This is a genomic window from Frigidibacter oleivorans (genome assembly GCF_003993775.1).
GTDB lineage: Bacteria > Pseudomonadota > Alphaproteobacteria > Rhodobacterales > Rhodobacteraceae > Frigidibacter > Frigidibacter oleivorans.
The window spans coordinates 22,887-45,883 of sequence record NZ_RJRZ01000002.1; the positions used below are offsets into that span (position 1 = coordinate 22,887).

Consider the following 22,997-nt stretch of genomic DNA (forward strand, 5'->3'; position numbering starts at 1 on the left):
GGCGCCTCAGCCGGACCGGCCGGGCAGCGCCGCCGCGACCTGCCCCGTCGCCACCCGGCGGAAGTGCCGGGCGCGGTCGCCGGCGCCCCGGCGCAGCAGGCTGGCCACGCTCCAGCCCGCGGCGCGGCTGACGTTGAAGGCCAGCAGGATCGTCCAGGCCGCCGCGGCGGCCAGCCGCCCGTCATGCTTGCGGTGCAGCCGCACCATCGCGTCGGTCAGCAGCAGGTCGCGCCGGTGGTTCAGCTTGCGGGCCGAGGCGCTGCCGTAATGCACGATCTCGCCCACCGGGGCGAACATCAGCCGCCAGCCGGCATCGCGCATCCGCCGGCACCAGTCGGTTTCCTCGCCGAAGAAGAAGAACGCCTCGTCGAGCGGGCCGATCCGGTCCAGCACCTCGCGCCGCAGCATCAGGTAACAGCCCGAGATGCTGTCGACCTCCCGTTCGCTGTCGCGCTGCCAATCCATCATCTGGTAGCGCCCGGCATGGCGGGCGAACCAGCTCGGCCGTCTCACCTTCCACAGGCCCGAGGCCAGCAACATGAGGTTCGGCAGGCTCGGCCACATGGCACAGGTGCGCTGCATCGTCCGGTCCGGGTTCAGCACCCGGCAGCCCATCGCGCCCACGTCCGGGTGGCTGTCGAGATAGCGGACCGAGGCGCCCAGCACATCGCCCAGCACGATCGTGTCCGAGTTCAGCAGCAGGATGTGCCGCCCCCCCGCCACCGCGAAACCCTGGTTGTTCGCCGCCGCGAAGCCCCGGTTCTCGTCGTTGCGGATCAGTATCGCGCCGGGAAATTCGGCCGCCACCATCTCGGCCGATCCGTCGGCCGAGGCGTTGTCGATCACGATCACCTCGCAGCGCACCGATAGCGGCACCGACAGGACCGAGGCCAGCACGTCGCGCAGCAGGTCGATCGTGTTCCAGTTGACGATCACGATGGACAGGTCGGGGGCGGCCGTCAGGTCGGAGGGCGCGTCAGGTGTCGTCATGTCAGTCGCCCCGCCAGCACGTCCCGGTACAGTCCCAGCATGGTATCGGCCTTGTCCTGCCATGTTCCGAAGGATCGCAGCCGCGCCAACGACCCCTGCCCCAGCGACAGGCGCAGCGCCGGGTCCGCGGCAAGCCGCCGGATCGCGGCGGCGATGTCGCGGGCGAATTGCTGCGGGTCCGTCGCCGGCACCTTCAGGCCGCAGCTGTCGTCGACGATGAAATCCGGCCCGCCCCGCGCCGCGGTAACGATCGGCAGCCCGTGGGCCATCGCCTCGAAGAAGACCCCGCCCATCGGCTCGCGGAAGCTGGGAAAGCAGAAGACATCGGCCGCGGCATATTCCTCGTCGACCTGGGCGCGGGGGATGCGGCCGAGGAAGCGGACCCGCGCCCCGACCCCCAGGTCCGCCGCCTCGCGCCGGCAGGCGGCCAGATCCTCGCCGTCGCCGGCCGACACCAGCGTCACGCCCGGCAGGTCCGGCAGCAGCGCCAGCGCGCGGATGGTGTCGCGCAGCCCCTTGGTGCGGATCGCCCGGCCCACATGCAGCAGCGTCATCCGCCCGGGTTCCGCATCGCGCATCCGCGGCGGGGGCATCGCATCGCCATAGCCGCGTTCCAGCATCGGGCGGAACGGCACCGCACCCAGCCCCGCCTCGCGCAGACGGTCGCCGACATAGGGCGCGACGCCGAGGATCAGGCCCGCGCGGCGATAGCCGTCGCGCAGCCACGGGTCGTTGCGCAGGCGCCAGCGGTCCAGTTCGCGCAGCCGGCCGAGCCCCGCGCCGCCGCCCACCTCGGCCGCGAAACCGGGCGGGGTGTCGAGCCCGCCGCCCAGCGGACCGATGACATAGGGGATGCCCAGGCCCGCCCAGACCACGCGGTGCCGCATCGCCTGCGGCAGGATCTGGTGCAGGATGTCGAACCGCCGCCCCGCCGCCTGTTCCGCCGCGATCCAGGCCCGCGCCCGGCGCACGAAATGCCCCAGCCCCGGCTTGGCCTGGGCGTTGAACCGCTCGAACCGGGTATAGAGCCAGCGCGGCTCGGCCCAGGTGACGACGCGGGCGTCGGGCAGCTGTTCGGCCAGCGGCCGGGCGTGATGGCGGACCGAGGCCAGCACCGTGACCTCCGCCACCGCGCACAGCGCCTCGACCCAGCGGAAGGCGGAATAGGTCTCGCCCACATCGCCGCCGTCCAGCGAGGGCGCGACGATCACCAGCCGCAGCCTGCCCGGATCGTCAGACATCGGCCGGTTCGGCGAGGCGCGCCTCGAAATAGGCGATGGTCCGGGCCAGCCCCTCGCGCAGCTGCACCTCGGGTTGCCAGCCGAGGATCGCCTTCGCCCGGCTGATGTCGGGGCGGCGCTGCTTCGGATCGTCCTGCGGCAGGGGATGGAAGTCGATCCGCGACCGCGAGCCGGTGAGGTCCAGCACCGCCTGCGCGAGGTCGAGCATCGAGAATTCCACCGGATTGCCGACATTGATCGGGCCGGTCACGTCGTCCGGGCTGGCCATCAGCGCGATGAACGACCGGATCAGGTCGTCGACATAGCAGAAGGACCGGGTCTGGGTGCCGTCGCCGAAGATGGTGATCGGCTCGCCCTTCAGCGCCTGCACGATGAAGTTCGACACCACGCGCCCGTCCTGCGGATGCATCCGCGGCCCGTAGGTGTTGAAGATCCGCGCGACCTTGATCCGCAGCCCGTGCTGGCGGTGATAGTCGAAGAACAGCGTCTCGGCGCAGCGCTTGCCCTCGTCATAGCAGGAGCGCGGGCCGATCGGGTTGACGTTGCCCCAGTATTCCTCGGGCTGGGGATGGATGCTGGGATCGCCATAGACCTCGGATGTCGAGGCCTGGAAGATCTTGGCCTTCGTCCGCTTGGCCAGCCCCAGCATGTTGATCGCACCGTGCACGCTGGTCTTCGTCGTCTGCACCGGATCGTACTGGTAGTGGATCGGGCTGGCCGGGCAGGCGAGGTTGTAGATCTCGTCCACCTCGACATAGAGCGGGAAGGTCACGTCGTGGCGCATCAGCTCGAAATTGGGCTTGTCCAGCAGATGAGCCACGTTCTTGCGCCGGCCGGTGAAGTAGTTGTCGAGGCACAGGACCTCGTGCCCCGCCTCGACCAGCCGGTCGCAGAGGTGACTGCCGAGGAAGCCTGCGCCTCCGGTCACGAGGATTCGGCGTGGCACGGTAAGGGAGGCTTGCATGTCAAAGGTCCGAATCTGATTATTATCCTCGAAACATCGGCATCTTGGGGGTCGCCGCCGGCAGGCGCAAGCCCACCGGCGCTGCAGCGCAACATGATGCTGCAATGCAACATAAGCGGCACCTGCCCCGTCAGGACAGCCGCCGCGCCGCGGCCAGGCCGGCATGGCGCCCGGTGGCGAGGCAACCTGTCAGCAGATATCCGCCGGTCGGCGCCTCCCAGTCCAGCATCTCGCCGCAGGCGAAGGTGCCGGGGATCGCCCGCAGTTCCAGATCGGGCGTAAGCGATGCAGCGGCGATGCCGCCGGCGCTCGATATCGCCTCCTCGATCGGGCGGGGGCCGGCATGGCGCACCGGCAGGGCCTTGACCAGACGCGCCAGACGCGCCGGATCGGCGGGCAGCGGCCGGCCCCATTCCTGCAACAGCGCGATCTTTACCGGGTCGAGGTGCAGCGCCTTGCGCAGCCGGTTCGCCATGCTGTCCTTTCGCGGGGCGGCGGTCAGGCGCCCCGCGAGTTCGGGCAGGCCGCGCCCCGGCATCAGATCGAGCGTCAGGGGGGCCCCGTCCCGCACCGCGGCCGAGACGGCATAGATGCCGCCGCCCTCGATCCCGCGGGCGGACAGGACGAATTCGCCGCGATCGGACAGCGGGCCGGCCTGCAGCGCGACGCCCTTGACCGGCTGGCCGAGGAAGGGCGCCATATGCGGCGACCAGTCGACGCGGAAGCCCATGTTGGCCGGGCGGAAGGGCGTGACCTCCACCCCCCGCGCCGCCAGCCAGGGCACCCAGGCCGCATCCGACCCCAGCCGCGGCCAGCTTGCGCCGCCGAGCGCCAGCACCGTCACGCGCGGCATCGCGCGGCGCGGCCCGTCCGGCGTGTCGAAGGCCAGCGCCCCCTCCTGCCAGCCGGTCCAGCGCCAACGGGTGCGCAGCGCCACGCCCCGCCCGTCGAGCCGCGCGAGCCAGGCCCGCAGCAGCGGCGAGCCCTTCATCGCCACCGGAAAAACCCGGCCCGACGAGCCGGTGAACAGCTCCTGCCCCAGCCCGCGCGCCCAGTCCGCCACCTGCTGCGGGCCGAAGGCGGCGACGATCTCGGCCATCCGCGCGCCGTGAAGATGCGACATGAATTCGGGCAGCGGTTCGTCCTTGGTCAGGTTCAGCCCGGACTTGCCCGCCATCAGGAACTTGCGCGCGGGCGAGGGCCTGGCCTCGAACACCGTGACCCGGGCGCCCGCGCCCGCCAGCACCTCGGCCGCCATCAGCCCGGCCGGGCCCGCCCCGATCACCGCAGCATCCATCGGCGCATCCATCGGCTTGCCCTTCGTTCCGGATGCCCCACCTGTGGCACCAGAGACCGGGCGGAACAAGGGGCGGCGATGGCGCGGCGGCGGGCATGGACCGAGGCGGAGGAAGAGGCGGAGGCGGCGCCGCCCGTCTGCCCGCTATGCCTGCGCCCGATCCCGCCCGATGTGCCCCAAAGCCTGCACCACCTGATCCCGCGGCTGAAGGGCGGGCGCGGCGGGCCGACGGTGCTGATGCATCACATCTGCCACAAGGAGGTGCACGCCGCGCTGACCGAGGCGGAACTGGCCCGCAGCTACAACACCCCCGAGGCGCTGCGCGCCCATCCCCGGCTGGCACGCTTCGCGGAATGGGTGGCGAAGCGGCCGGAAGGCTTCCTCAGCCGGGTGCCGGGCGGGCCGCGCCGGTCGCGCAACTAGGGACCGGTCGCGCGGCTAGGGGCGGCCCAGCATCGCCTTGATCGCCGCGACATGCGCGGGATGGGCGGCACGCGCCTCGGCCACCAGCGCAAGCGCGTCTGGCAGCAGCGCCTCGGGCGCGGCGATGCGGTCGATCAGGCCCCAGGCCAGCGCCTCTTCGGCGCCGATCCGCGCCCCGGCCAGCAGGATCATCCGCGCCCGCGCCGGGCCGACCAGCGCCGCCAGCCGCGTCACGTCGGACGGCTGCGGCAGGAAGCCCAGCCGCATCACCGGGTAGAAGAAACTCGCCCCCGGCACCGCCAGCCGCAGGTCGCAGGCCAGCGCCATGCCATGGGCGCCCCCGGCCAGGGTGCCGTTCAGCGCGGCCACGGTCAGGCAGGGCAGCGCCGCGATTCGCGCCGAGACTCGTTCCCAGACCGGATCGGTCGCCAGACCCGCCCGCGCCTCGTCCAGATCGGCACCGGCCGAGAACACCTTTCCGCGACCGGTCAGCACCAGCGCGCAGATGCCCGCGCCCGCCGCCTCGGCCGCGATCTGTTCCAGCCGGTCCAGCATCGCGCGGGTCAGCGAGTTCGCCTTGTCGGGGCGGTTCAGCGTCACCGTCCACAACGCGTCGTCCCGGTGCAGTTCGATCATCGCCCGGCCCCCTTCTGTCCCCTGCCTGCGCCACCGGCATAGCGCAGGTGGACGACCGGTGAAATGCTTGACCTTCCCCGGCCGGGACCGGAGGATGCGCGCCAAGTCGTGTGCGAGGAGGAGTTTCCCGATGATGCGTTTCGGACTGGTGGGCGGGTCGGTGGCGACCCTGCTTCTGAGCAGCACGGCGACGCTGGCGGATGTGACCGCCGCCCAGGTCTGGGAGAACTGGAAGACCTACTATGCCGATCTCGGCTATGAGGTGACGGCGGGCGCGGAAGAGCCGGGCGGCGACCGCCTCGTGCTGCGCGACGTGACGCTGGTCAGCCGGGTTCCCGACGGCACCGTCACCGCGACCATGCCGCAGGTGACGATGACCGAGGCCCAGGGCAGCGTGACCATCGAGATCCCGCAAAGCATCCCGGTGTCGATGACCGGCACCGACGCGGAAGGCCGCAGCACGGTCATGGGCATGACCGTCGCCCATACCGGCCTGTCGCTGGTGGCCTCGGGCACGCCGGACGAGATCGTCTACGACTATTCCGCGCCGCAGATGACCTTCTCGCTGGACGAGATGGAGGCCGAGGGCACGCCCATCGAGATGACGCTGAACGTGACGGCCGAGGGGCTGACGGGGCGGTCGACGGTCGGCGCCGATCGCAGCGCCGAGAGCATGACCGCGCGCGAGGTCAATTTCGCCCTCGCCGCCGCCGACCCGGAAGGCAGCGGCACGATGAACCTGACCGGGCGCATCACCGATGTCGTGGGCGACGGCAGCATGACCAAGCCCGAGGGCGATGTCGGCATGGAAGACATGGCCGCCGCGCTGGCCGCGGGCTTCGGCTTCGACGGCACCTTCCGCTATGGGTCGGGCGAATACAGTTTCGACCTCGACGATGCCGGCCAGACCGCGAATTTCGAGGCCAGCGGCGGCGAGGGCGAGATCGCCGTCCGCATGGACGACGCCGGGCTTCATTACGGCGTGACCGGCGGCTATGGCCAGGTGGCCGCCGAGACCTCTCAGCTGCCCTTCCCGATCCGGGCGGCGGTGGCCGCGACCGCCTTCGAGCTGACCATGCCGCTGGCCGCCGGGGCGGAGCCGCAGGACTTCACGCTGGGACTGCGGATGGAAGAGCTGGTGGTGAACGAAGAGGTCTGGGCCATCGTCGATCCGACGGCGCAGCTGCCGCGCGACCCGGCGACGCTGGTGCTGGACCTCGGCGGGACAGCGACGCTCGACACGAGCCTGCTCGACCCCGCGCTGGCCGAAGGCACCGCGACCGAGCCTCCGGGCCAGTTGAACACGCTGAACGTGAACCAGCTGCGGCTGTCGCTGGCCGGGGCGGAACTGACGGGCGGCGGCGCGCTGACCTTCGACGAGGCGGCGGCCCAGCCCTTCGCGCAGATGCCGCGGCCCGAAGGGCAGATCACCCTGCGCCTGCTGGGCGGCAACGGGCTGCTGGACCGGCTGGTGTCGCTGGGGCTGGTGCCCGAACAGCAGGCGACCGGCTTCCGGATGATGGCCGGGCTCTTCGCCCAGCAGGGTCCGGGCGAGGACGAGCTGAACACGCTGATCGAATTCCGCGAGGATGGCGGCATCTACGCGAACGGCCAGCGGATCCAGTAAGCGCCGGACGGCAGGAGGGGCCGTCTGCCCCTCCGCACCCCTCGCCGAGGATGCTGGCGACGGAAAGCGGGCCGCTCAGCCCGCCCCCCGCAGGAAGACATAGCCGTTCGGCCCCAGCCGGCCGGCGGTCTCCACCCCCTGCGCCGGGCCGATGGCCACGCCGCCGGGCGCCGACTTCGGCAGCTTCGCCGGCTTGGCGGACAGGTTGAACAGGCAGGTCACCGCCCCGGCGCCCTCGCCCCGCACGAACCCCAGCAGCGGCTCCGGCAGGTCGAGGAAGCGCGTCCCCCGCCCGGTCAGCGCGGGCGTGGCCCGGCGGAAGGCCAGCATCGCGCGATAGGCCTCCAGCACCGAACCGGCCTTGCCCGCCTGTTCCGACACGGCGCGGGCGCGTTGCGGCGGCTTCACCGGCAGCCAGGGTTCGGCGGTGGAAAAGCCCGCCGCATGGCCGTCGCGATCCCAGACCATCGGCGTGCGGCACCCGTCGCGGCCCTTGTTGTCGGGCCAGAAGCGCAGGCCGACCGGGTCCGTCAGCTCTTCCCACAGGATGTCGGTTTCGGTCTGGCCCAGCTCCTCGCCCTGATAGAGGCAGATCGCCCCCTCGAAGGACAGGATCAGCGCCGCCGCCTGCCGCGCCAGCGCATCCCCGCCCGCATCATGCGGCGACCAGCGGCTGACATGGCGGTTGACGTCGTGGTTGGAAAAGCTCCAGCAGGGCCAGCCCTGCGGCGCGCCGGTGAAGAAGCCCTCGATCACCTTACGGAAATGCGCGGGGGTGTAGTCCGGCCCCAGCATCTCGAAACTGTAGGCCATGTGCAGCCGGTCGCCGCCCTTTGTGTATTCGCCCATGATCTGCACCGAGCGCAGCGCGTCGCCCACCTCGCCCACCATCATGCGGTCGGGGAAGCTGTCGGTCAGCGCCCGCAGCCGTTTCAGAAAGGCGATGTTTTCCGGCCGGGTCTTGGAGAACAGGTGTTCCTGCATGTCATAGGGATTGACCGGGGGCAGCACGCCGGGCTTGCGCGGCAGGCCCGGATTGTCGCGCAGCCGGTCGTCGTGGAAGTAGTAGTTGACCGTGTCCAGCCGGAACCCGTCCACGCCCCGTTCCAGCCAGAAGCGCATCGCGTCCAGCAGCGCCTGCTGCACCGCGGGCGTGTGCAGGTTCAGGTCGGGCTGGCTGTCGAGGAAGTTGTGCAGGTAATACTGCCGCCGCCCCGCATCCCAGGTCCAGGACGAGCCGCCGAAGACCGACAGCCAGTTGTTCGGCGGGTTTCCGTCCGGTTTCGGATCGGCCCAGACATACCAGTCGGCGCGCGGATTCTCGCGGCTCGACCGGCTTTCGACGAACCAGGGGTGCCGGTCGGAACTGTGCGAGATCACCTGGTCGATGATGACCTTCAGGCCCAGATCATGCGCCCGGGCGATCAGCGCGTCGAAATCGGCGAGCGTGCCGAACAGCGGCTCGATCCCGGTATAGTCGGACACGTCATAGCCCATGTCCTCCATCGGCGAGGGGAAGATCGGCGACAGCCAGATCGCGTCGCAGCCGAGGTCGGCCACATGGTCCAGCCTGCGGGTGATGCCGGCGAGATCGCCGACCCCGTCGCCATTGTCGTCCTGAAAGCTGCGCGGGTAGATCTGGTAGATCACCGCGCTGCGCCACCACTCCGTCATCTCTCGCTCCTCGTTCCTGCGCGCGCCATCGGATGCCGGCGCGGCCCGGGATGCAACCGGCTGGGCGGAATGACGCCCAACCGGGGCGGCGGCGTGGCCGGGATGCCGCCTTTTTGGATGTTTCGCCGCGCGACTGTGCCCGGAATGACGATGTGCCGCCTGTTCCATGTCATTTCCGCGACGCCTGCTGGCTTTGCGGGGCAGGCTGTGGAATCCCTGACGCGACGACAGGACGAGGTTCGACCCCGATGACCGACATGCAAACCCCCGTGCCGCCCGTGGCCGGCACCACCCCCGCCGCGTTGCGCGCGTCGATCCTCGACCATCTGCGCACCAGCCTGGGCAAGGACCCCGGGCATTCCTCGATCTACGACTGGCGGATGGCGCTGTCCTATGCGCTGCGCGACCTGGTGATCGAGCCCTGGTTCGCCGCGACCCGGCGCACCTATGGCGAGGGGCGCAAGCGGGTCTATTACCTGTCGATGGAGTTCCTGATCGGCCGGATGCTGGAGGATGCGGCCATCAACCTTGGCCTGCACCAGGTCTGCACCGAGGCGCTGGCGGGCATCGGCCCGGACTTCGCCACGCTGGTCGATGACGAACCCGATGCAGCGCTCGGCAATGGCGGGCTGGGGCGGCTGGCGGCCTGTTTCCTCGATTCCATGTCGACGCTGGGCTGCCCCTCCTACGGCTATGGCATCCGCTATGAACACGGCATCTTCCGCCAGCGGTTCGAGGGCGGCCAGCAGGTCGAGACGCCCGAGGACTGGCTGCTGCGCCGCGACCCCTGGGTGTTCGAGCGGCCCGAGGCGGTGGCGACCATCGGCTTTCGCGGCCATGTCGAGACGCGCGACGGCCGCGCCGTCTGGCTGCCGGGCGAGACGGTGATCGCCGAGGCCAACGACATGCCGGTGGCCGGCTGGAAGGGACGCTGGGCCAACACGCTGCGGCTGTGGGGGGCGCGGCCCACCACGCTGTTCGACCTCGCCCGGTTCAACATGGGCGACCATACCGCCGCCTCGGAACCCGAGGCGCTGGCCCGGACGCTGAGCCGGGTGCTGTATCCCAGCGACGGCACGCAGGCGGGCAAGGAGCTGCGGCTGAAGCAGGAATATTTCCTGACCGCCGCCTCGATCTCGGACATCGTGCGCCGTTTCCTCGGCCAGCAGACGGACCTGCGCAAGCTGCCCGAACTGGTCGCGATCCAGATGAACGACACCCATCCCGCCATCGCCGGGCCGGAACTGATCCGGATCATGGTGGACCTGCATGGCATCGACTTCGACGAGGCCTGCGAGGTGGCGCTGCAGGTCCTTGGCTATACCAACCACACCCTTCTGCCCGAGGCGCTGGAACGCTGGTCGACCTGGATGATGGGATCGGTCCTGCCCCGCCACCTGCAGATCATCGAGCGCATCGACGACTGGCACCGCCGCAAGAACCCGACGCGCCCCGCCGGCCTGTCGATCTTCCAACATGACGAGGTGCAGATGGGCACGCTGGCCTTCGTCACCGCGCATCGCGTCAACGGCGTGTCGGCGCTGCATACCGACCTGATGCGCAAGACGGTGTTCCACGACCTGAACGTGCTGCATCCCGACCGGATCGTGAACCAGACCAACGGCATCACCCCGCGGCGCTGGCTGGCGCTGGCCAACCCGGCGCTGTCCGGGCTGGTGACGCAGACGGTGGGCGACGGCTGGCAGGACGACCTCGACCGGCTGCGCGGGCTGGAACGGCATGTGGGCGATGCCGCCTTCCTGGCCGATTTCGCCGCCGCCAAGCGCAGCAACAAGGCGCGGCTGGCCGACTGGCTGGCGCGTACGGCGGGGGCGAAGGTCAACCCCGACGCGCTGTTCGACGTGCAGGTCAAGCGCATTCACGAATACAAGCGCCAGCTTCTGAACATCCTCGAGGCGATCGCGCTGTGGCACCAGATCCGCGAGAACCCGTCCTCGGCCATCGTGCCGCGGGTGAAGATCTTCGGCGGCAAGTCGGCGCCCGGCTATGCGACGGCCAAGCTGATCATCCGGCTGATCAACGACGCGGCGGCGGTGATCAATGCCGATCCGGCGACGAAGGACTGGCTGCAGATCGTCTATCCCGCCAACTACAATGTCAGCATGGCGGAAAAGCTGATCCCGGCCGCCGACCTGTCGGAACAGATCTCGACCGCGGGGACCGAGGCATCGGGCACCGGCAACATGAAGTTCAGCCTGAACGGCGCGCTGACCATCGGCACGCTGGACGGCGCGAATGTGGAGATCCGCGAACAGGTGGGGGCGGAGAACTTCTTCCTGTTCGGCCTGACCACGCCCGAGGTCATCGCCCGCCGCGCCCGCATCGGGCACGAACGGGCGGCCATCAGCGAAAGCCAGCACCTGCGCGACGTGCTGCAGATGCTGGCCGAGGGCGTGTTCAGCCCCGGCGATCCCGGCCGCTATCACGCGCTGACCGACATGCTGTGGAACCACGACCACTATCTGGTGACCTCGGACTTCGAGGATTACTATACCCGCCAGCGCGATGTGGACCGTGTCTTCAAGGAGTCCGCAACCTGGACCCGCATGGCTGCGTTGAACACGGCGCGCATGGGATTCTTCTCGTCCGACCGGACGATCAGGGGCTACATGTCGGATATCTGGTCCGTGACCTCCGCCGTCTGAGGTGGGTCCGGGCCCCAGGCCCGGAGGATGACGGATGGAAACGACAGAAGGTGGCGGGATCGACCGGGCCGCGGCCGAGGCGATCGCGGCGGGCCGGCACGGGGACCCGTTCTCCGTTCTGGGGCTGCATCCCGCAGGACCGGACTGGGTGTTGCGCTGCTTCGTGCCCGGGGCCGAGCGCGTGGTCGCGCTGATGGAGGACGGGCGCCATCCGCTGGCCGGACGGCCGGACGTGCCCGGCTTCTTCGCCGGCCGGGTGCCGCGGCTGGCGCCCTACCGCCTGGCCGCCGAGGGCGATGGCGCCACATGGGAATTCGACGATCCCTACCGCTTCGGTCCGGTGCTGGGCCCGCTCGACGAACATCTGATGTCCGAGGGCCGGCACCTGCGGCTGTGGCAAAGGCTGGGCGCGCATCCGATGCGGCACGAGGGCGTCGAGGGCACCCATTTCGCCGTCTGGGCGCCGAATGCGCAGCGCGTGTCGGTGGTGGGCGACTTCAACTGGTGGGATGGCCGTCGCGCGCCGATGCGCCGGCGCGGTGCGACTGGGGTCTGGGAAATCTTCCTGCCCGGCATCCCCGCCGGCACCGCCTATAAGTACGACATCCTCGGCCCGGGCGGCGAAAGCCTGCCGCAAAAAGCCGATCCGGTGGGCTTCGGCGCGGAGCACCCGCCCGCCACCGCCTCGATCGTGCGGGGCCTGCCGCCGCGCCAGCCCGAGGAGAACCGCGCCCGCCGGGCCGAGGCGAATTCCGTCGACGCGCCGATCTCGATCTACGAGGTGCATCTGGGGTCGTGGCGCCGCCGGGTCGAAGAGGGCAACCGCCGCCTGTCCTACCGCGAACTGGCGAGCGAACTGGTGGGCTATGCCCGGGACATGGGCTTCACCCATCTGGAACTGCTGCCGATCAGCGAATACCCCTTCGACGGATCATGGGGTTACCAGCCGGTGGGCATGTTCGCGCCCACCATCCGCCACGGCACGCCCGACGAGTTTCGTGTGCTGGTACAGGCGGCCCATGCGGCGGGTCTGGGCGTCATCCTCGACTGGGTGCCGGGGCACTTCCCCTCCGACGCGCACGGGCTGAGCCGGTTCGACGGCACCGCGCTCTACGAACATGCCGACCCGAAGGAAGGCTTTCACCGCGACTGGAACACGCTGATCTACAATTACGGCCGGCGCGAGGTGAAGAACTACCTGATCGCCAACGCGATCTACTGGCTGGCCGAATACGGCACCGACGGGCTGCGCGTCGATGCCGTGGCCTCGATGCTGTATCGCGACTATTCCCGGCCCGAGGGCGAATGGGTGCCGAACGTCCATGGCGGGCGCGAGAACCTCGAAGCCTCGGCATTCCTGCGCGAGATGAATTCCGCCGTCTATGCCGACCTGCCGGGCAGCATGACCGTAGCCGAGGAAAGCACCAGCTTCCCCGGCGTGTCGCGGCCGGTGCACGAGGGCGGGCTCGGCTTCGGCTTCAAGTGGAACATGGGCTGGATGAACGACACGCTCGACTACATCGCGCGCGATCCCGTCCACCGCCGCTGGCACCACGACCAGCTGACCTTCGGCATGGTCTATGCCTGGAGCGAGAATTTCATCCTGCCGATCAGCCATGACGAGGTGGTGCACGGCAAGGGGTCGATGATCGGCAAGATGCCGGGCAGCCCCTGGGAGAAATTCGCGAACCTGCGCGCGTATTACGGCTTCATGTGGGGGCATCCGGGCAAGAAGCTTCTGTTCATGGGCCAGGAATTCGCGCAGGGTCGCGAATGGAACCACGACACCAGCCTCGACTGGCACCAGCTGGAGGATCCGCAGCACGCGGGCATCCAGCGGCTGGTGCGCGATCTCAACCGGCTCTACCGCGACACGCCGGCGCTGCATGTCCATGACAGTCGGCCCGAGGGATTCCGCTGGATCGACGCCGACAACCGCGACCAGTCGGTGCTGGCCTTCGCGCGCTGCGGGCGGCGGGGCGACGCGCCGGTGGTGGTGGTCTGCAACTTCACCCCGGTGGAACGCACGGGCTTTCGTCTGGGATTCCCGGAACAAGGCCGGTGGAGCGAGGTTCTGAATACGGATGCCGCCATCTATGGCGGCGCGAACCGGGGCAATCTGGGCGGCGTGCTGACCGAGGATGTCGCCTCGCATGGTCTGCAGCAATCGGCGCTCTTGACGCTGCCGCCGCTGTCGGTCGTCATGTTCCGCAAGGGGTAGCGGCCAGAGCCGCAAGGGAGGACGGAAATGGGGCCAGTGTCCAGCGACAGACTGAGCCGCCGCGCCATGGCCTTCGTGCTGGCCGGAGGGCGCGGCAGCCGGCTGCGGGAATTGACGGATGTGCGGGCCAAGCCCGCGGTCTATTTCGGCGGCAAGACCCGGATCATCGACTTCGCCCTGTCGAACGCGCTGAATTCGGGCATCCGCAAGATGGCGGTGGCCACGCAGTACAAGGCGCACAGCCTGATCCGCCACCTGCAGCGCGGCTGGACCTTCTTCCGGGCAGAACGCAACGAATACCTCGACATCCTGCCCGCCAGCCAGCGGGTGGATGAAAACAAGTGGTATCTGGGCACCGCCGACGCGGTGACGCAGAACATCGACATCGTGGACAGCTACGGTGTCGACTACATCGTCGTGCTGGCCGGCGATCACATCTACAAGATGGATTACGAGGTGATGCTGCGCGACCATGTCGAAAGCGGCGCGGACGTGACCGTGGGCTGCCTGACGGTGCCGCGGGCCGAGGCCTCAGCCTTCGGCGTGATGCATATCGACAGCAACAAGCGCATCGTGGATTTTCTGGAAAAGCCGAAAGACCCGCCCGGCATGCCCGGCAAGCCCGATCTGGCGCTGGCCTCGATGGGGATCTACGTCTTCGACTGGTCCTTCCTGCGCAAGCTGCTGGCAGAGGATGCCGAGGATCCGAATTCCAGCCACGACTTCGGCCATGACATCATCCCCGCGCTGGTGAAGGGCGGCAAGGCGATGGCGCATCTGCTGGCCGACAGCTTCATCGGCGCGGGGGACGAACCCTACTGGCGCGACGTGGGCACCATCGACGCCTTCCACCAGGCCAATATCGACCTGACCAACTTCACCCCGGAACTGGACCTTTACGACACGAGCTGGCCGATCTGGACCTACAGCGAGGCGGTGCCCCCCGCGAAGTTCATCCATGACGAAGAGGGGCGGCGCGGATTGGCCATTTCCTCGATGATCTCGGGCGGCTGCATCATCTCGGGGACCGAGGTGCGGGAATCGCTGCTGTTCACCGGGGTGCGCAGCCACAGCTATTCGATGATGGAACAGGTCGTGGCCCTGCCCTATGCCGAGGTGGAGCGCCATGCGCGGCTGACCCGCGTCGTGCTGGACCGGGGGGTGAAGGTGCCCGCTAATCTGGTGGTGGGCGAGGATCCCGAGGAAGACGCGAAATGGTTCCGCGTCTCCGAAGGCGGCGTCGTCCTGATCACGCAGCCGATGCTTGACCGCCGGGCCGCGAAGCTGGGAACATGACCGCGCCGCCCGGGTTGTCCGGCAAAGGGTGGCGCTTTGCTGGACCCTGGAGAGATGAGGCGCGATGATGGTCGAGGCGGCGGGGTTGCGGCGTGTGCTTTCGGTTGCCTCGGAATGCGTTCCCCTGATCAAGACCGGCGGTCTGGCCGATATCGCGGGTGCGCTGCCCTCGGCGATGGCGGCGCAGGGCTGGGACATGCGGGTGCTGATGCCCGCCTATCCGGGCATGCTGGACCGGATCGCCGAGGCGGCCGAGGTCTGGTCGCATCCCGACCTGTTCGGCGGCCCGGCGCGGATCCTGGCCGGCATGGCGGGCACGGCCCCGGCCGAGGTGCCGATGCTGCTGCTGGACGCGCCGCACCTGTTCGACCGGCCGGGCGGGCCCTATCTCGGCACCGACGGACGCGACCATCCCGACAATCCGGAACGCTTTGCCGCGCTGTCCTGGGTCGCGGCGGAAATCGCAGCCGAGGGCCTGTCCGATGGCTGGCGGCCCGAACTCGTCCATGCGCATGACTGGCAGGGCGCGCTGGCGCCCGTCTATCTCCGCTATCGCGGCATTGCCTGCGCCTCGGTCCTGACCATCCACAACATCGCCTTCCAGGGGCTGACCGGCGCCCACCGGCTGCACGGGCTGCGCCTGCCGGAACAGGCGTTCTGGGACGGGACGCTGGAATATTACGGCCAGATCTCGATGCTGAAGGCGGGGCTGATCGCCGCCGACCGCATCACCACCGTGTCGCCGAACTATGCGCGCGAATTGCTGCGGCCGGATTTCGGGATGGGCCTCGAAGGCGTGATCGCCTCGCGGGCGGGCGCGATGGTCGGCATCCTGAACGGCATCGACACGCAGGTCTGGAACCCGGAAGCCGACCCCCGCATCATCCCCTTCAACGCCCGCACGCTGAAGCTGAAGGCGCAGAACCGCGACCGCCTGCGCGAGGATTTCGGGCTGACCCATGTGCCGGGCCCGCTGGCCGTGGTCGTCAGCCGGATGAGCTGGCAGAAGGGGCTCGATCTGCTGCCCGAGGTGGTGGACGGGTTCGTGGCGCGCGGCGGCGGACTGGCGGTGCTGGGCGCGGGCGATGCGGCGATCTCGGTGGCGCTGGCGGGTGTGGTCGCCCGCTATCCGGGCCGGGTGGCCCTGCGCACGGGATATGACGAAACGCTGCCGCACCGGATGTTCGCGGGCGGCGACGCGGTGCTGGTGCCCTCGCGCTTCGAACCCTGCGGGCTGACGCAGATGTATGGCTTGCGCTATGGCGCGGTGCCGGTGGTCAGCGCGGTGGGCGGGCTGGCCGACACGGTGATCCATGCCAATCGCGTGGCGCTGGACGCGGGCTGCGCGACGGGCGTGGTCTTCCCGCAGGTGGATGCGACCGGCCTGTCGCAGGCGCTGGACCAGCTGTGCGATCTCTATGCCGAACCTGCGGTCTTTCGCGCGATGCAACGGGCGGGTATGAAGCAGGACATGGGCTGGCGCCGGTCCGCCGCCGCCTATGCCCGGCTCTACGAGGATATCGCCCGGTGAACATGCAGACCCAGGCCGGCCGCGACCCGCGGCCAAACGAGGCCCGGACCATCCCTGCCAAGCTGCCGCATCATGGGTTGTCGGCGGGCCGCCCCGATCCGCTCGGCGCGACATGGGATGGCGAGGGCACCAACTTCGCCGTCTTTTCCGCCGACGCCACCCTGATCGAACTGTGCCTGTTCTCGGATGACGGGCGCGCCGAACTGGCGCGGATCCCGCTGCGGGAACGCGACGGCGATGTCTGGCACGTCTATGTCGCGGGGCTGACGCCCGGCGCCCGCTACGGCTTTCGCGCCCACGGTCCCTACGTCCCGGACGAAGGGCTGCGCTTCAACCCCAACAAGCTGCTGCTCGACCCCTATGCCCGGCGGCTGACCGGCAAGTTCCGCCAGTCCGACGCCCTTCTAGGCTATCAGGCGCGCTCGGCCCGGGCCGACCTGTCCTTCGACAGCCGCGACAGCGCCTTTGCCGTGCCGAAATGCATCGTCACCGATCCCAGCTTTCACTGGGGCGAGGATCGCCCGCCCCGGCACCGCCGGTCGCTGTCGGTGCATTACGAGGCGCATGTGAAGGGGATGACCGCCCAGCATCCGGGGGTCGACCGCAAGAAGCGCGGCAGCTTCCTCGGCCTCTGTTCCGCGCCGGTGCTGGACCATCTGGTGAAGCTGGGCGTGACCACGGTGCAGCTGATGCCGGTGATGGCGCATCTGGACGAACGCTTCCTCGCCGAAAAGGGGCTGGTCAACTACTGGGGCTATCAGACGGTCGGCTTCTTCGCGCCCGATCCGCGGTTCCTGCGCCAGAACGAGCTGTGGGAGTTCCAGACCATGGTCCGGCGGTTCCATTCCGCCGGGATCGAGGTGATCCTCGACGTGGTCTACAACCACACCGGCGAGGGCAACCAGCTGGGCCCCACCGTCTGCTTCCGCGGGCTCGACAACCGGTCCTACTACCGGCTGGCGCAGAACCCGCGCTTCTACGAGGATGTCACCGGCACCGGCAACAGCCTGAATCTCGACCATCCGGCCGTGCTGCGGCTGGTGATGGACAGCCTGCGCTACTGGGTCGAGGCGATGCATGTCGACGGCTTCCGCTTCGACCTTGCCACCACGCTGGCGCGGGGACCGGCCGGGTTCGACCCGACGCGCGGCTTCGTGTCGGCGATCCGGCAGGACCCGGTGCTGAACCGGGTGAAGCTGGTGGCCGAACCCTGGGACGTGGGGCATGGCGGCTATCAGCTGGGCCAGTTCCCGCATCCGTTCATGGAACTGAACGACCGCTTCCGCGACGGGGTGCGCCGCTTCTGGCGGGGCGAGGCGGGGGCGACCGCCGATCTGGCCAGCCGGCTGCTCGGCTCGGCGGACCTGTTCGACCACGACGGCCGCGCCGCCACCTCCTCGGTCAATTTCGTCACCTCGCATGACGGCTTCACGCTGGAGGATCTCGTCTCCTTCAACGCCAAGCACAACTGGGCCAATGGCGAGGAGAATCGCGACGGGCACGAGCCGAATTTCAGCGACAACATGGGCGTCGAGGGGCAGAGCGAGGATCCCGCCATCCGCGCCGCCCGCGCCCGGCGCAAGCGCAACCTGCTGGCGACGCTGTTCCTGGCGCAGGGCACGCCGATGCTGCTGGCCGGCGACGAGATCGGCAACAGCCAGGGCGGCAACAACAACGCCTATGCGCAGGACAATCCCGTGGGCTGGGTCGGCTGGGACCGGCCCGACCGGGCGCTGACCGCCTTCGTCGGCCGGCTCGCCCGGCTCAGGCGCGACCATCCGGTGCTGCGGCAGCGGCTGTTCCTGCACGCCCTGCCCCGCCACAAGGACGGCATCCCCGACGTGTTCTGGCGCAAGGCCGATGGCAGCACGCCCACGCCCGACGACTGGCGCGATCCGGGCTTCCGCACCGTCTGCATCGAGATCCGCGCCTCCAGCTTCACCCCCGCCTATTCGATGACCGATGACGTGGTCTTCGTCGTGGTCAACGGCGATGGCGCGGCCGAGGTGACGCTGCCCGAAACCCTGCCCGGCCAGCTGTGGCACCGCATGCTCGACACCGCCGAACCCGATGCGGCCGAACGGGCCGAACGCGACCCCCGCGCCGCCATCGCCGCCCAATCCGTCGCGCTGTTCGCGCAGCGCCCCGCCTGACGCCCTTCCCGCCTGACACCCTTCCCGCCGCCGCCGCCGACCAGAGGATGCCCATGCAGATCGCCACTCACCGCTCGCCCGGTTTTCCCGACCAGAAGCCCGGCACCTCGGGCCTGCGCAAGAAGACCCGCGTCTTCCTGACGCCGGGCTATCTGGAAAACTTCGTGCAGGCGATCCTCGACGCCACCGGCGGCGCCGGGGGGCGCACCTATGTGCTGGGCGGCGACGGGCGCTATTTCAACGACCGGGCGGTGCAGGTGATCCTGCGGATGGCGGCTGCCAACGGCGCGGCGCGGGTGATCGTCGGCCGGGGCGGCATCCTGTCCACCCCCGCCGCGTCGAACCTGATCCGGCAGCGGGCGACCGATGGCGGCATCATCCTGTCCGCCAGCCACAATCCCGGCGGTATCGACGAGGATTTCGGCATCAAGTTCAACACCCCGAACGGCGGCCCGGCCCCGGAATCGGTGACCGAGGCGATCTTTGCCCGCGCCCGGGAGACGGGCGAGTTCCGCATCCTCGAGACGCAGGACATCGACCTCGACAGCCTCGGCGAAACCACGCTGGGCGGGATGACGGTCGAGGTGGTGGACCCCGTCGCCGGCTATGCCGCGCTGATGGAGACGCTGTTCGACTTCGCGGCGATCCGGGCGATGTTCGCCGCGGGCTTCACCATGCGCTTCGACGCGATGCATGCGGTGACCGGCCCCTACGCCACCGACATCCTCGAGGGCCGGCTCGGCGCCGCACCGGGCACGGTGATCAACGGCACGCCGCTGCCGGATTTCGGCGGCGGCCATCCCGACCCGAACCCGACCTGGGCCGCGACGCTGATGGACGAGATGATGGGCCCCGACGCGCCCGATTTCGGCGCCGCCTCGGACGGCGACGGCGACCGCAACATGATCGTGGGCCGGGGCTGCTATGTCTCGCCCTCGGACAGCCTCGCCGTGCTCGCCGAACATGCCGCCGTGGCGCCCGGCTATGCCCGCGGCCTCGCCGGCGTCGCCCGGTCGATGCCCACCTCTGCCGCCGCCGACCGGGTGGCGCAGGCCTTGGGTATCCCTGCCTTCGAGACGCCGACGGGGTGGAAGTTCTTCGGCAACCTTCTGGATGCCGGGCGCGCCACGATCTGCGGAGAGGAGAGTTTCGGCACCGGATCGGACCATGTCCGCGAAAAGGACGGGCTGTGGGCGGTGCTTCTGTGGCTGAACATCCTGGCTGCGACGGGCAAGCCGGTGGCGCAGCTGCTGGCCGATCACTGGGCGCGGTTCGGGCGCACCTATTACAGCCGCCACGATTTCGAGGCGGTGGACAAGGCGCTGGCCGATGCGCTGGTGGGTGACCTGCGCGCCGCCCTGCCTGGCCTGCCGGGGCGCGAGGTGGCGGGCATGACCGTCGCCACCGCCGACGACTTCGCCTATACCGACCCGGTGGACGGCTCGACCTCGGCGCAGCAGGGCATCCGCGTGGTCTTTGCCGATGGCTCGCGCTTCGTGCTGCGGCTGTCGGGCACGGGGACCGAGGGCGCGACGCTGAGGCTGTACCTCGAACGCTACGAACCCGACCCGGCCCGTCAGGCGCAGGAGGTGCAGGCGGCGCTGGCCCCGGTGATCGCCGCGGCGGAAGAGATCGCGGGCATCGCCGCCCGCACCGGCCGCACCGCGCCGGACGTGGTGACCTGAGGCCTTTCCGCCCCTGATTCGTCCCGGGGGGCCGCCGAGGCTGGCCCCCGCTTGCATTGCCCGCCACAGCGCGTAAGTCCTGCGGAAAAGGAGTCCGATCATGTCCGACCGTCTGGAACGCCTGACGCAGGCATTGCTGGCCGCCGCTGCCCGCGCGGGGGCGGGGGCCGCCGATGCGATCGCCGTGGACGGTGTCGCGCAGTCCATCGACGTGCGCGACGGCAGGCTGGAACAGGCGGAACGGTCCGAGGGCGTGGAAATCGGCCTCAGGGTGCTGATCGGCGGGCGGCAGGCCTGCGTCTCGGCCTCCGATATCTCGGACCGGACGATGGCCGAGATGGCGGAACGCGCCGTGGCCATGGCCCGCGAGGCGCCCGAGGACCCGAACGCGGGCCTGGCCGACCCGTCGCAACTGGCGCGGAACTGGGACATCGCGGCGCTGGAACTGGCCGACCCCGCCGCCGACCCCGCCCCGGCGGACCTGGAGCAGGAGGCGCTGCGGACCGAGGCGGCGGCGCTGGCGGTGGCGGGCGTCAGCCGGTCGATGGGCGCATCGGCGGCGCAATCGCGGCGCAGCGTCTGGATCGCCGCCAGCAATGGCTTTTCCGGCGGCTATGTCCGCAGCTCGCGCCACCTGTCGGCCAGCGCCATCGCCGGCGAGGGCCTGACCATGGAACGGGACTGGGCGGCGGAGTCGCGCATCTTCGCCGCCGACATGCCCAGCCCCGAAGAGATCGGCCAGCGCGCGGGCGAACGCGCCGCCGCCCGCCACGGCTCGCGCAAGCCGCCGACCGGGGCCTTCCCGGTGCTTTATGACGAACGGGTGTCGAACAGCCTGATCGGGCATCTGCTGGCGGCGGTGAACGGGCAGGCCATCGCCCGGGGTGCGAGCTGGCTGCGCGACGCGCTGCACCAGCCGGTCCTGCCCGCGGGCCTGTCGGTGACCGAGGATCCGTTCCGCGTGCGGATCGGCGGCAGCCGCCCCTTCGATGCCGAGGGCCTGCCCACCCGACGCCGGGACATCGTGGCGGCGGGCGTGCTGACCGGCTGGACGCTCGACCTTGCCACCGCGCGCAAGCTGGGGATGGACAGCACCGGCAATGCCAGCCGCGGCACCTCGGCGCCGCCCTCGCCCGCGCATTCCAACATCGCGCTGACCCCTGGCGCCGCCAGCCGCGAGGATCTGATCCGGCAGATGGGGCGCGGGCTGTTGGTGACGCAGCTGATCGGGTCCTCGATCAACGCGACGACGGGCGACTACAGCCGCGGCGCCTCGGGCTTCTGGATCGAGAATGGCGAGATCGCCTATCCGGTGAACGAGTGCACCATCGCCGGCAACCTGCGGCAGATGCTGATGACGCTGATCCCCGCCAATGACGGGCGGGCGCATCAAAGCCATGTCATCCCCAGCCTGCTGGTCGAGGGGCTGACCGTTGCCGGCGCCTGACGACCCCGGGCGCGACCTGCAATTGCTGCTGGACGCGGCCGAGGCGGCGGGCCGGCTGGCGATGACCTATTGGCGGCTGTCGCCCGAGGCCTGGGAAAAGGCGGGGGGCGCCGGGCCGGTGACGGTGGCGGACCTAGCGGTGGACCGGATGCTGCGGGCCGACCTGCGCGCCGCCCGGCCGGATTACGGCTGGCTGTCGGAAGAGACGGAGGACGATCCCGCCGCGCGGCTCGCGGCAGAGCGGCTGTTCATCGTGGACCCCATCGACGGCACCCGCGCCTTCATCGCGGGGGAGGACGGCTTTGCCGTGGCGCTGGCCACGGTCGAGGCGGGGGCGGTGACGGCGGCGGTGATCCACCTGCCGGCGCGGGGCGAAACCTATGCCGCGGCGGCGGGCGGGCCGGCCACGCTGAACGGCGCGCCCATTGCCGCCTCGGCCGCGGAACATCCCGAAGGCGCGCGGCTGCTGGCGCCGCATCAGGCGCTGGACCCGGTGCATTGGCGCGGCGGCGCGGCCCCGGGATTTCGCCGCAGCTTTCGCCCGGCACTGGCCTGGCGGCTGGCGCTGATGGCCGGGGGCCGGCATGACGCGGTGCTGTCCTTCCGGCCGATCTGGGAATGGGACATGGCGGCGGGCGACCTGATCGCCCGCGCCGCCGGTGCCACGGTGACGGACAGGCTAGGCCTTGTGCATCGCTACAACAGCCCCGGCGCGCGGGCGCAGGGGCTGGTGGCCGCGGCGCCGCGGCTGCATGCCGAACTGATGGACCGGCTGGTGCCGGTGACCGAACTGCCTGGCTGACCCCTGCGGCGGAAGTCCGCTTGAGGGTGCGGGGGGGCTTGTGTAGCTTGGCCGCAATCGCAGTCGATGGAGCCCGCCATGCCGCAACGCCTTCACCTCGTCTTCGGTGGCGAACTCGTCGCCTCGGACAAGACCGTCTTCCGGGACGTCAGCAAGATCCATGTCGTCGGCATCTTCCCGGACTACGACAGCGCCTACCGCGCCTGGAAGTCCGAGGCGCAGCGCACGGTGGACGAGGCGCAGACCCGCTATTTCATCGCGCATCTGCACCGGCTGCGCGACGAGACGACGGCGGCCGGCCCGACCGAGGAACTGGGCGCCTGAGGCAGGACGCCTGACACTGG

Annotated in this window: 17 protein-coding genes; 11 read left to right on the plus strand and 6 right to left on the minus strand. The window is 70.0% G+C overall.

Features of this window, described 5'->3' with window-relative positions; all coding sequences use genetic code 11:
- Positions 1-6 precede the first annotated feature (6 nt).
- The 4 genes from EEY80_RS03190 to EEY80_RS03205 all read right to left on the minus strand — a co-directional run bounded on the left by EEY80_RS03190 (position 7) and on the right by EEY80_RS03205 (position 4,492).
- On the minus strand, positions 7-990 hold the full coding sequence (locus EEY80_RS03190; protein ID WP_126975138.1) for a glycosyltransferase family 2 protein: 984 nt from the start codon (positions 988-990) through the stop codon (positions 7-9).
- Positions 987-2,231 carry a glycosyltransferase gene (locus EEY80_RS03195; protein WP_126975139.1) on the minus strand — a complete coding sequence of 415 codons (1,245 nt, stop codon included), beginning with the start codon at positions 2,229-2,231 and terminating at the stop codon, positions 987-989. Before EEY80_RS03195 ends, EEY80_RS03190 begins: the two co-directional genes overlap by 4 nt.
- The gene (locus EEY80_RS03200; RefSeq protein WP_126975140.1) at positions 2,224-3,195 is read right to left on the minus strand and encodes a UDP-glucuronic acid decarboxylase family protein; all 972 of its coding nucleotides are present in this window, start codon (positions 3,193-3,195) and stop codon (positions 2,224-2,226) included. Before EEY80_RS03200 ends, EEY80_RS03195 begins: the two co-directional genes overlap by 8 nt.
- Positions 3,196-3,325: 130 nt before the next feature.
- Positions 3,326-4,492 (minus strand): TIGR03862 family flavoprotein, encoded by a 1,167-nt coding sequence (locus EEY80_RS03205; RefSeq protein ID WP_126975494.1) that lies wholly within the window; start codon positions 4,490-4,492, stop codon positions 3,326-3,328.
- A 78-nt stretch (positions 4,493-4,570) separates the two neighbouring features.
- Between EEY80_RS03205 and EEY80_RS03210 the strand changes: the two genes are divergently transcribed.
- A complete protein-coding gene (locus tag EEY80_RS03210; RefSeq protein WP_126975141.1) occupies positions 4,571-4,915 on the plus strand; it encodes an HNH endonuclease family protein in 345 nt (114 codons plus the stop codon).
- A gap of 15 nt (positions 4,916-4,930) precedes the next feature.
- On the opposite strand, the gene EEY80_RS03215 is transcribed toward EEY80_RS03210, so the two are convergent.
- The gene (locus tag EEY80_RS03215; protein WP_126975142.1) at positions 4,931-5,551 is read right to left on the minus strand and encodes an enoyl-CoA hydratase/isomerase family protein; all 621 of its coding nucleotides are present in this window, start codon (positions 5,549-5,551) and stop codon (positions 4,931-4,933) included.
- Positions 5,552-5,681: 130 nt separating this feature from the next.
- On the opposite strand from EEY80_RS03215, the gene EEY80_RS03220 reads away from it, so the two are divergent.
- Positions 5,682-7,178, plus strand: a complete 1,497-nt coding sequence (locus EEY80_RS03220) for a DUF2125 domain-containing protein (protein WP_164738117.1) — start codon at positions 5,682-5,684, stop codon at positions 7,176-7,178.
- Positions 7,179-7,253: 75 nt separating this feature from the next.
- Here the strand turns inward: EEY80_RS03220 and EEY80_RS03225 are convergent, their stop codons facing one another.
- A complete protein-coding gene (locus EEY80_RS03225; protein ID WP_126975144.1) occupies positions 7,254-8,852 on the minus strand; it encodes an alpha-amylase family glycosyl hydrolase in 1,599 nt (532 codons plus the stop codon).
- Positions 8,853-9,100: 248 nt separating this feature from the next.
- On the opposite strand from EEY80_RS03225, the gene EEY80_RS03230 reads away from it, so the two are divergent.
- The 9 genes from EEY80_RS03230 to EEY80_RS03270 all read left to right on the plus strand — a co-directional run bounded on the left by EEY80_RS03230 (position 9,101) and on the right by EEY80_RS03270 (position 22,977).
- Positions 9,101-11,518: a glycogen/starch/alpha-glucan phosphorylase gene (locus EEY80_RS03230; protein ID WP_235829699.1), complete on the plus strand. Its 2,418-nt coding sequence runs from the start codon at positions 9,101-9,103 to the stop codon at positions 11,516-11,518.
- 34 nt (positions 11,519-11,552) lie between these two features.
- On the plus strand, positions 11,553-13,739 hold the full coding sequence (gene glgB / locus EEY80_RS03235; protein WP_126975145.1) for a 1,4-alpha-glucan branching protein GlgB: 2,187 nt from the start codon (positions 11,553-11,555) through the stop codon (positions 13,737-13,739).
- A gap of 36 nt (positions 13,740-13,775) precedes the next feature.
- On the plus strand, positions 13,776-15,035 hold the full coding sequence (gene glgC / locus EEY80_RS03240; RefSeq protein WP_268885643.1) for a glucose-1-phosphate adenylyltransferase: 1,260 nt from the start codon (positions 13,776-13,778) through the stop codon (positions 15,033-15,035).
- A gap of 64 nt (positions 15,036-15,099) precedes the next feature.
- Complete coding sequence (gene glgA / locus EEY80_RS03245) at positions 15,100-16,566, plus strand: glycogen synthase GlgA (RefSeq protein WP_407920712.1); 1,467 nt, start codon at positions 15,100-15,102, stop codon at positions 16,564-16,566.
- 2 nt (positions 16,567-16,568) lie between these two features.
- The gene (glgX, locus tag EEY80_RS03250) at positions 16,569-18,719 is read left to right on the plus strand and encodes a glycogen debranching protein GlgX (protein WP_126975497.1); all 2,151 of its coding nucleotides are present in this window, start codon (positions 16,569-16,571) and stop codon (positions 18,717-18,719) included.
- Between the two features lie 53 nt (positions 18,720-18,772).
- Positions 18,773-20,404 carry an alpha-D-glucose phosphate-specific phosphoglucomutase gene (locus EEY80_RS03255; protein WP_126975147.1) on the plus strand — a complete coding sequence of 544 codons (1,632 nt, stop codon included), beginning with the start codon at positions 18,773-18,775 and terminating at the stop codon, positions 20,402-20,404.
- A 100-nt stretch (positions 20,405-20,504) separates the two neighbouring features.
- The gene (locus tag EEY80_RS03260; RefSeq protein WP_126975148.1) at positions 20,505-21,851 is read left to right on the plus strand and encodes a TldD/PmbA family protein; all 1,347 of its coding nucleotides are present in this window, start codon (positions 20,505-20,507) and stop codon (positions 21,849-21,851) included.
- A complete protein-coding gene (locus tag EEY80_RS03265; RefSeq protein ID WP_328590489.1) occupies positions 21,838-22,653 on the plus strand; it encodes a 3'(2'),5'-bisphosphate nucleotidase CysQ in 816 nt (271 codons plus the stop codon). The genes EEY80_RS03260 and EEY80_RS03265 overlap by 14 nt, the downstream gene beginning before the upstream one ends.
- Before the next feature lie 78 nt (positions 22,654-22,731).
- Positions 22,732-22,977 (plus strand): DUF4170 domain-containing protein, encoded by a 246-nt coding sequence (locus EEY80_RS03270; RefSeq protein WP_126975149.1) that lies wholly within the window; start codon positions 22,732-22,734, stop codon positions 22,975-22,977.
- The last annotated feature ends 20 nt before the right edge of the window (positions 22,978-22,997 follow it).

What these genes read in the sequence shown, in the direction of transcription:
- EEY80_RS03260 (WP_126975148.1), top strand. Translation starts at nt 20,505, where the DNA reads ATGTCCGACCGTCTGGAACGCCTGACGCAGGCATTGCTGGCCGCCGCT.
- EEY80_RS03200 (WP_126975140.1), bottom strand. Translation starts at nt 3,195, where the DNA reads ATGCAAGCCTCCCTTACCGTGCCACGCCGAATCCTCGTGACCGGAGGC.
- glgX (WP_126975497.1), top strand. Translation starts at nt 16,569, where the DNA reads ATGCAGACCCAGGCCGGCCGCGACCCGCGGCCAAACGAGGCCCGGACC.
- EEY80_RS03215 (WP_126975142.1), bottom strand. Translation starts at nt 5,551, where the DNA reads ATGATCGAACTGCACCGGGACGACGCGTTGTGGACGGTGACGCTGAAC.
- glgA (WP_407920712.1), top strand. Translation starts at nt 15,100, where the DNA reads ATGATGGTCGAGGCGGCGGGGTTGCGGCGTGTGCTTTCGGTTGCCTCG.
- EEY80_RS03225 (WP_126975144.1), bottom strand. Translation starts at nt 8,852, where the DNA reads ATGACGGAGTGGTGGCGCAGCGCGGTGATCTACCAGATCTACCCGCGC.
- EEY80_RS03210 (WP_126975141.1), top strand. Translation starts at nt 4,571, where the DNA reads ATGGCGCGGCGGCGGGCATGGACCGAGGCGGAGGAAGAGGCGGAGGCG.
- EEY80_RS03270 (WP_126975149.1), top strand. Translation starts at nt 22,732, where the DNA reads ATGCCGCAACGCCTTCACCTCGTCTTCGGTGGCGAACTCGTCGCCTCG.
- glgB (WP_126975145.1), top strand. Translation starts at nt 11,553, where the DNA reads ATGGAAACGACAGAAGGTGGCGGGATCGACCGGGCCGCGGCCGAGGCG.
- EEY80_RS03190 (WP_126975138.1), bottom strand. Translation starts at nt 990, where the DNA reads ATGACGACACCTGACGCGCCCTCCGACCTGACGGCCGCCCCCGACCTG.
- EEY80_RS03195 (WP_126975139.1), bottom strand. Translation starts at nt 2,231, where the DNA reads ATGTCTGACGATCCGGGCAGGCTGCGGCTGGTGATCGTCGCGCCCTCG.
- EEY80_RS03205 (WP_126975494.1), bottom strand. Translation starts at nt 4,492, where the DNA reads ATGGATGCTGCGGTGATCGGGGCGGGCCCGGCCGGGCTGATGGCGGCC.
- EEY80_RS03255 (WP_126975147.1), top strand. Translation starts at nt 18,773, where the DNA reads ATGCAGATCGCCACTCACCGCTCGCCCGGTTTTCCCGACCAGAAGCCC.
- EEY80_RS03230 (WP_235829699.1), top strand. Translation starts at nt 9,101, where the DNA reads ATGACCGACATGCAAACCCCCGTGCCGCCCGTGGCCGGCACCACCCCC.
- EEY80_RS03220 (WP_164738117.1), top strand. Translation starts at nt 5,682, where the DNA reads ATGATGCGTTTCGGACTGGTGGGCGGGTCGGTGGCGACCCTGCTTCTG.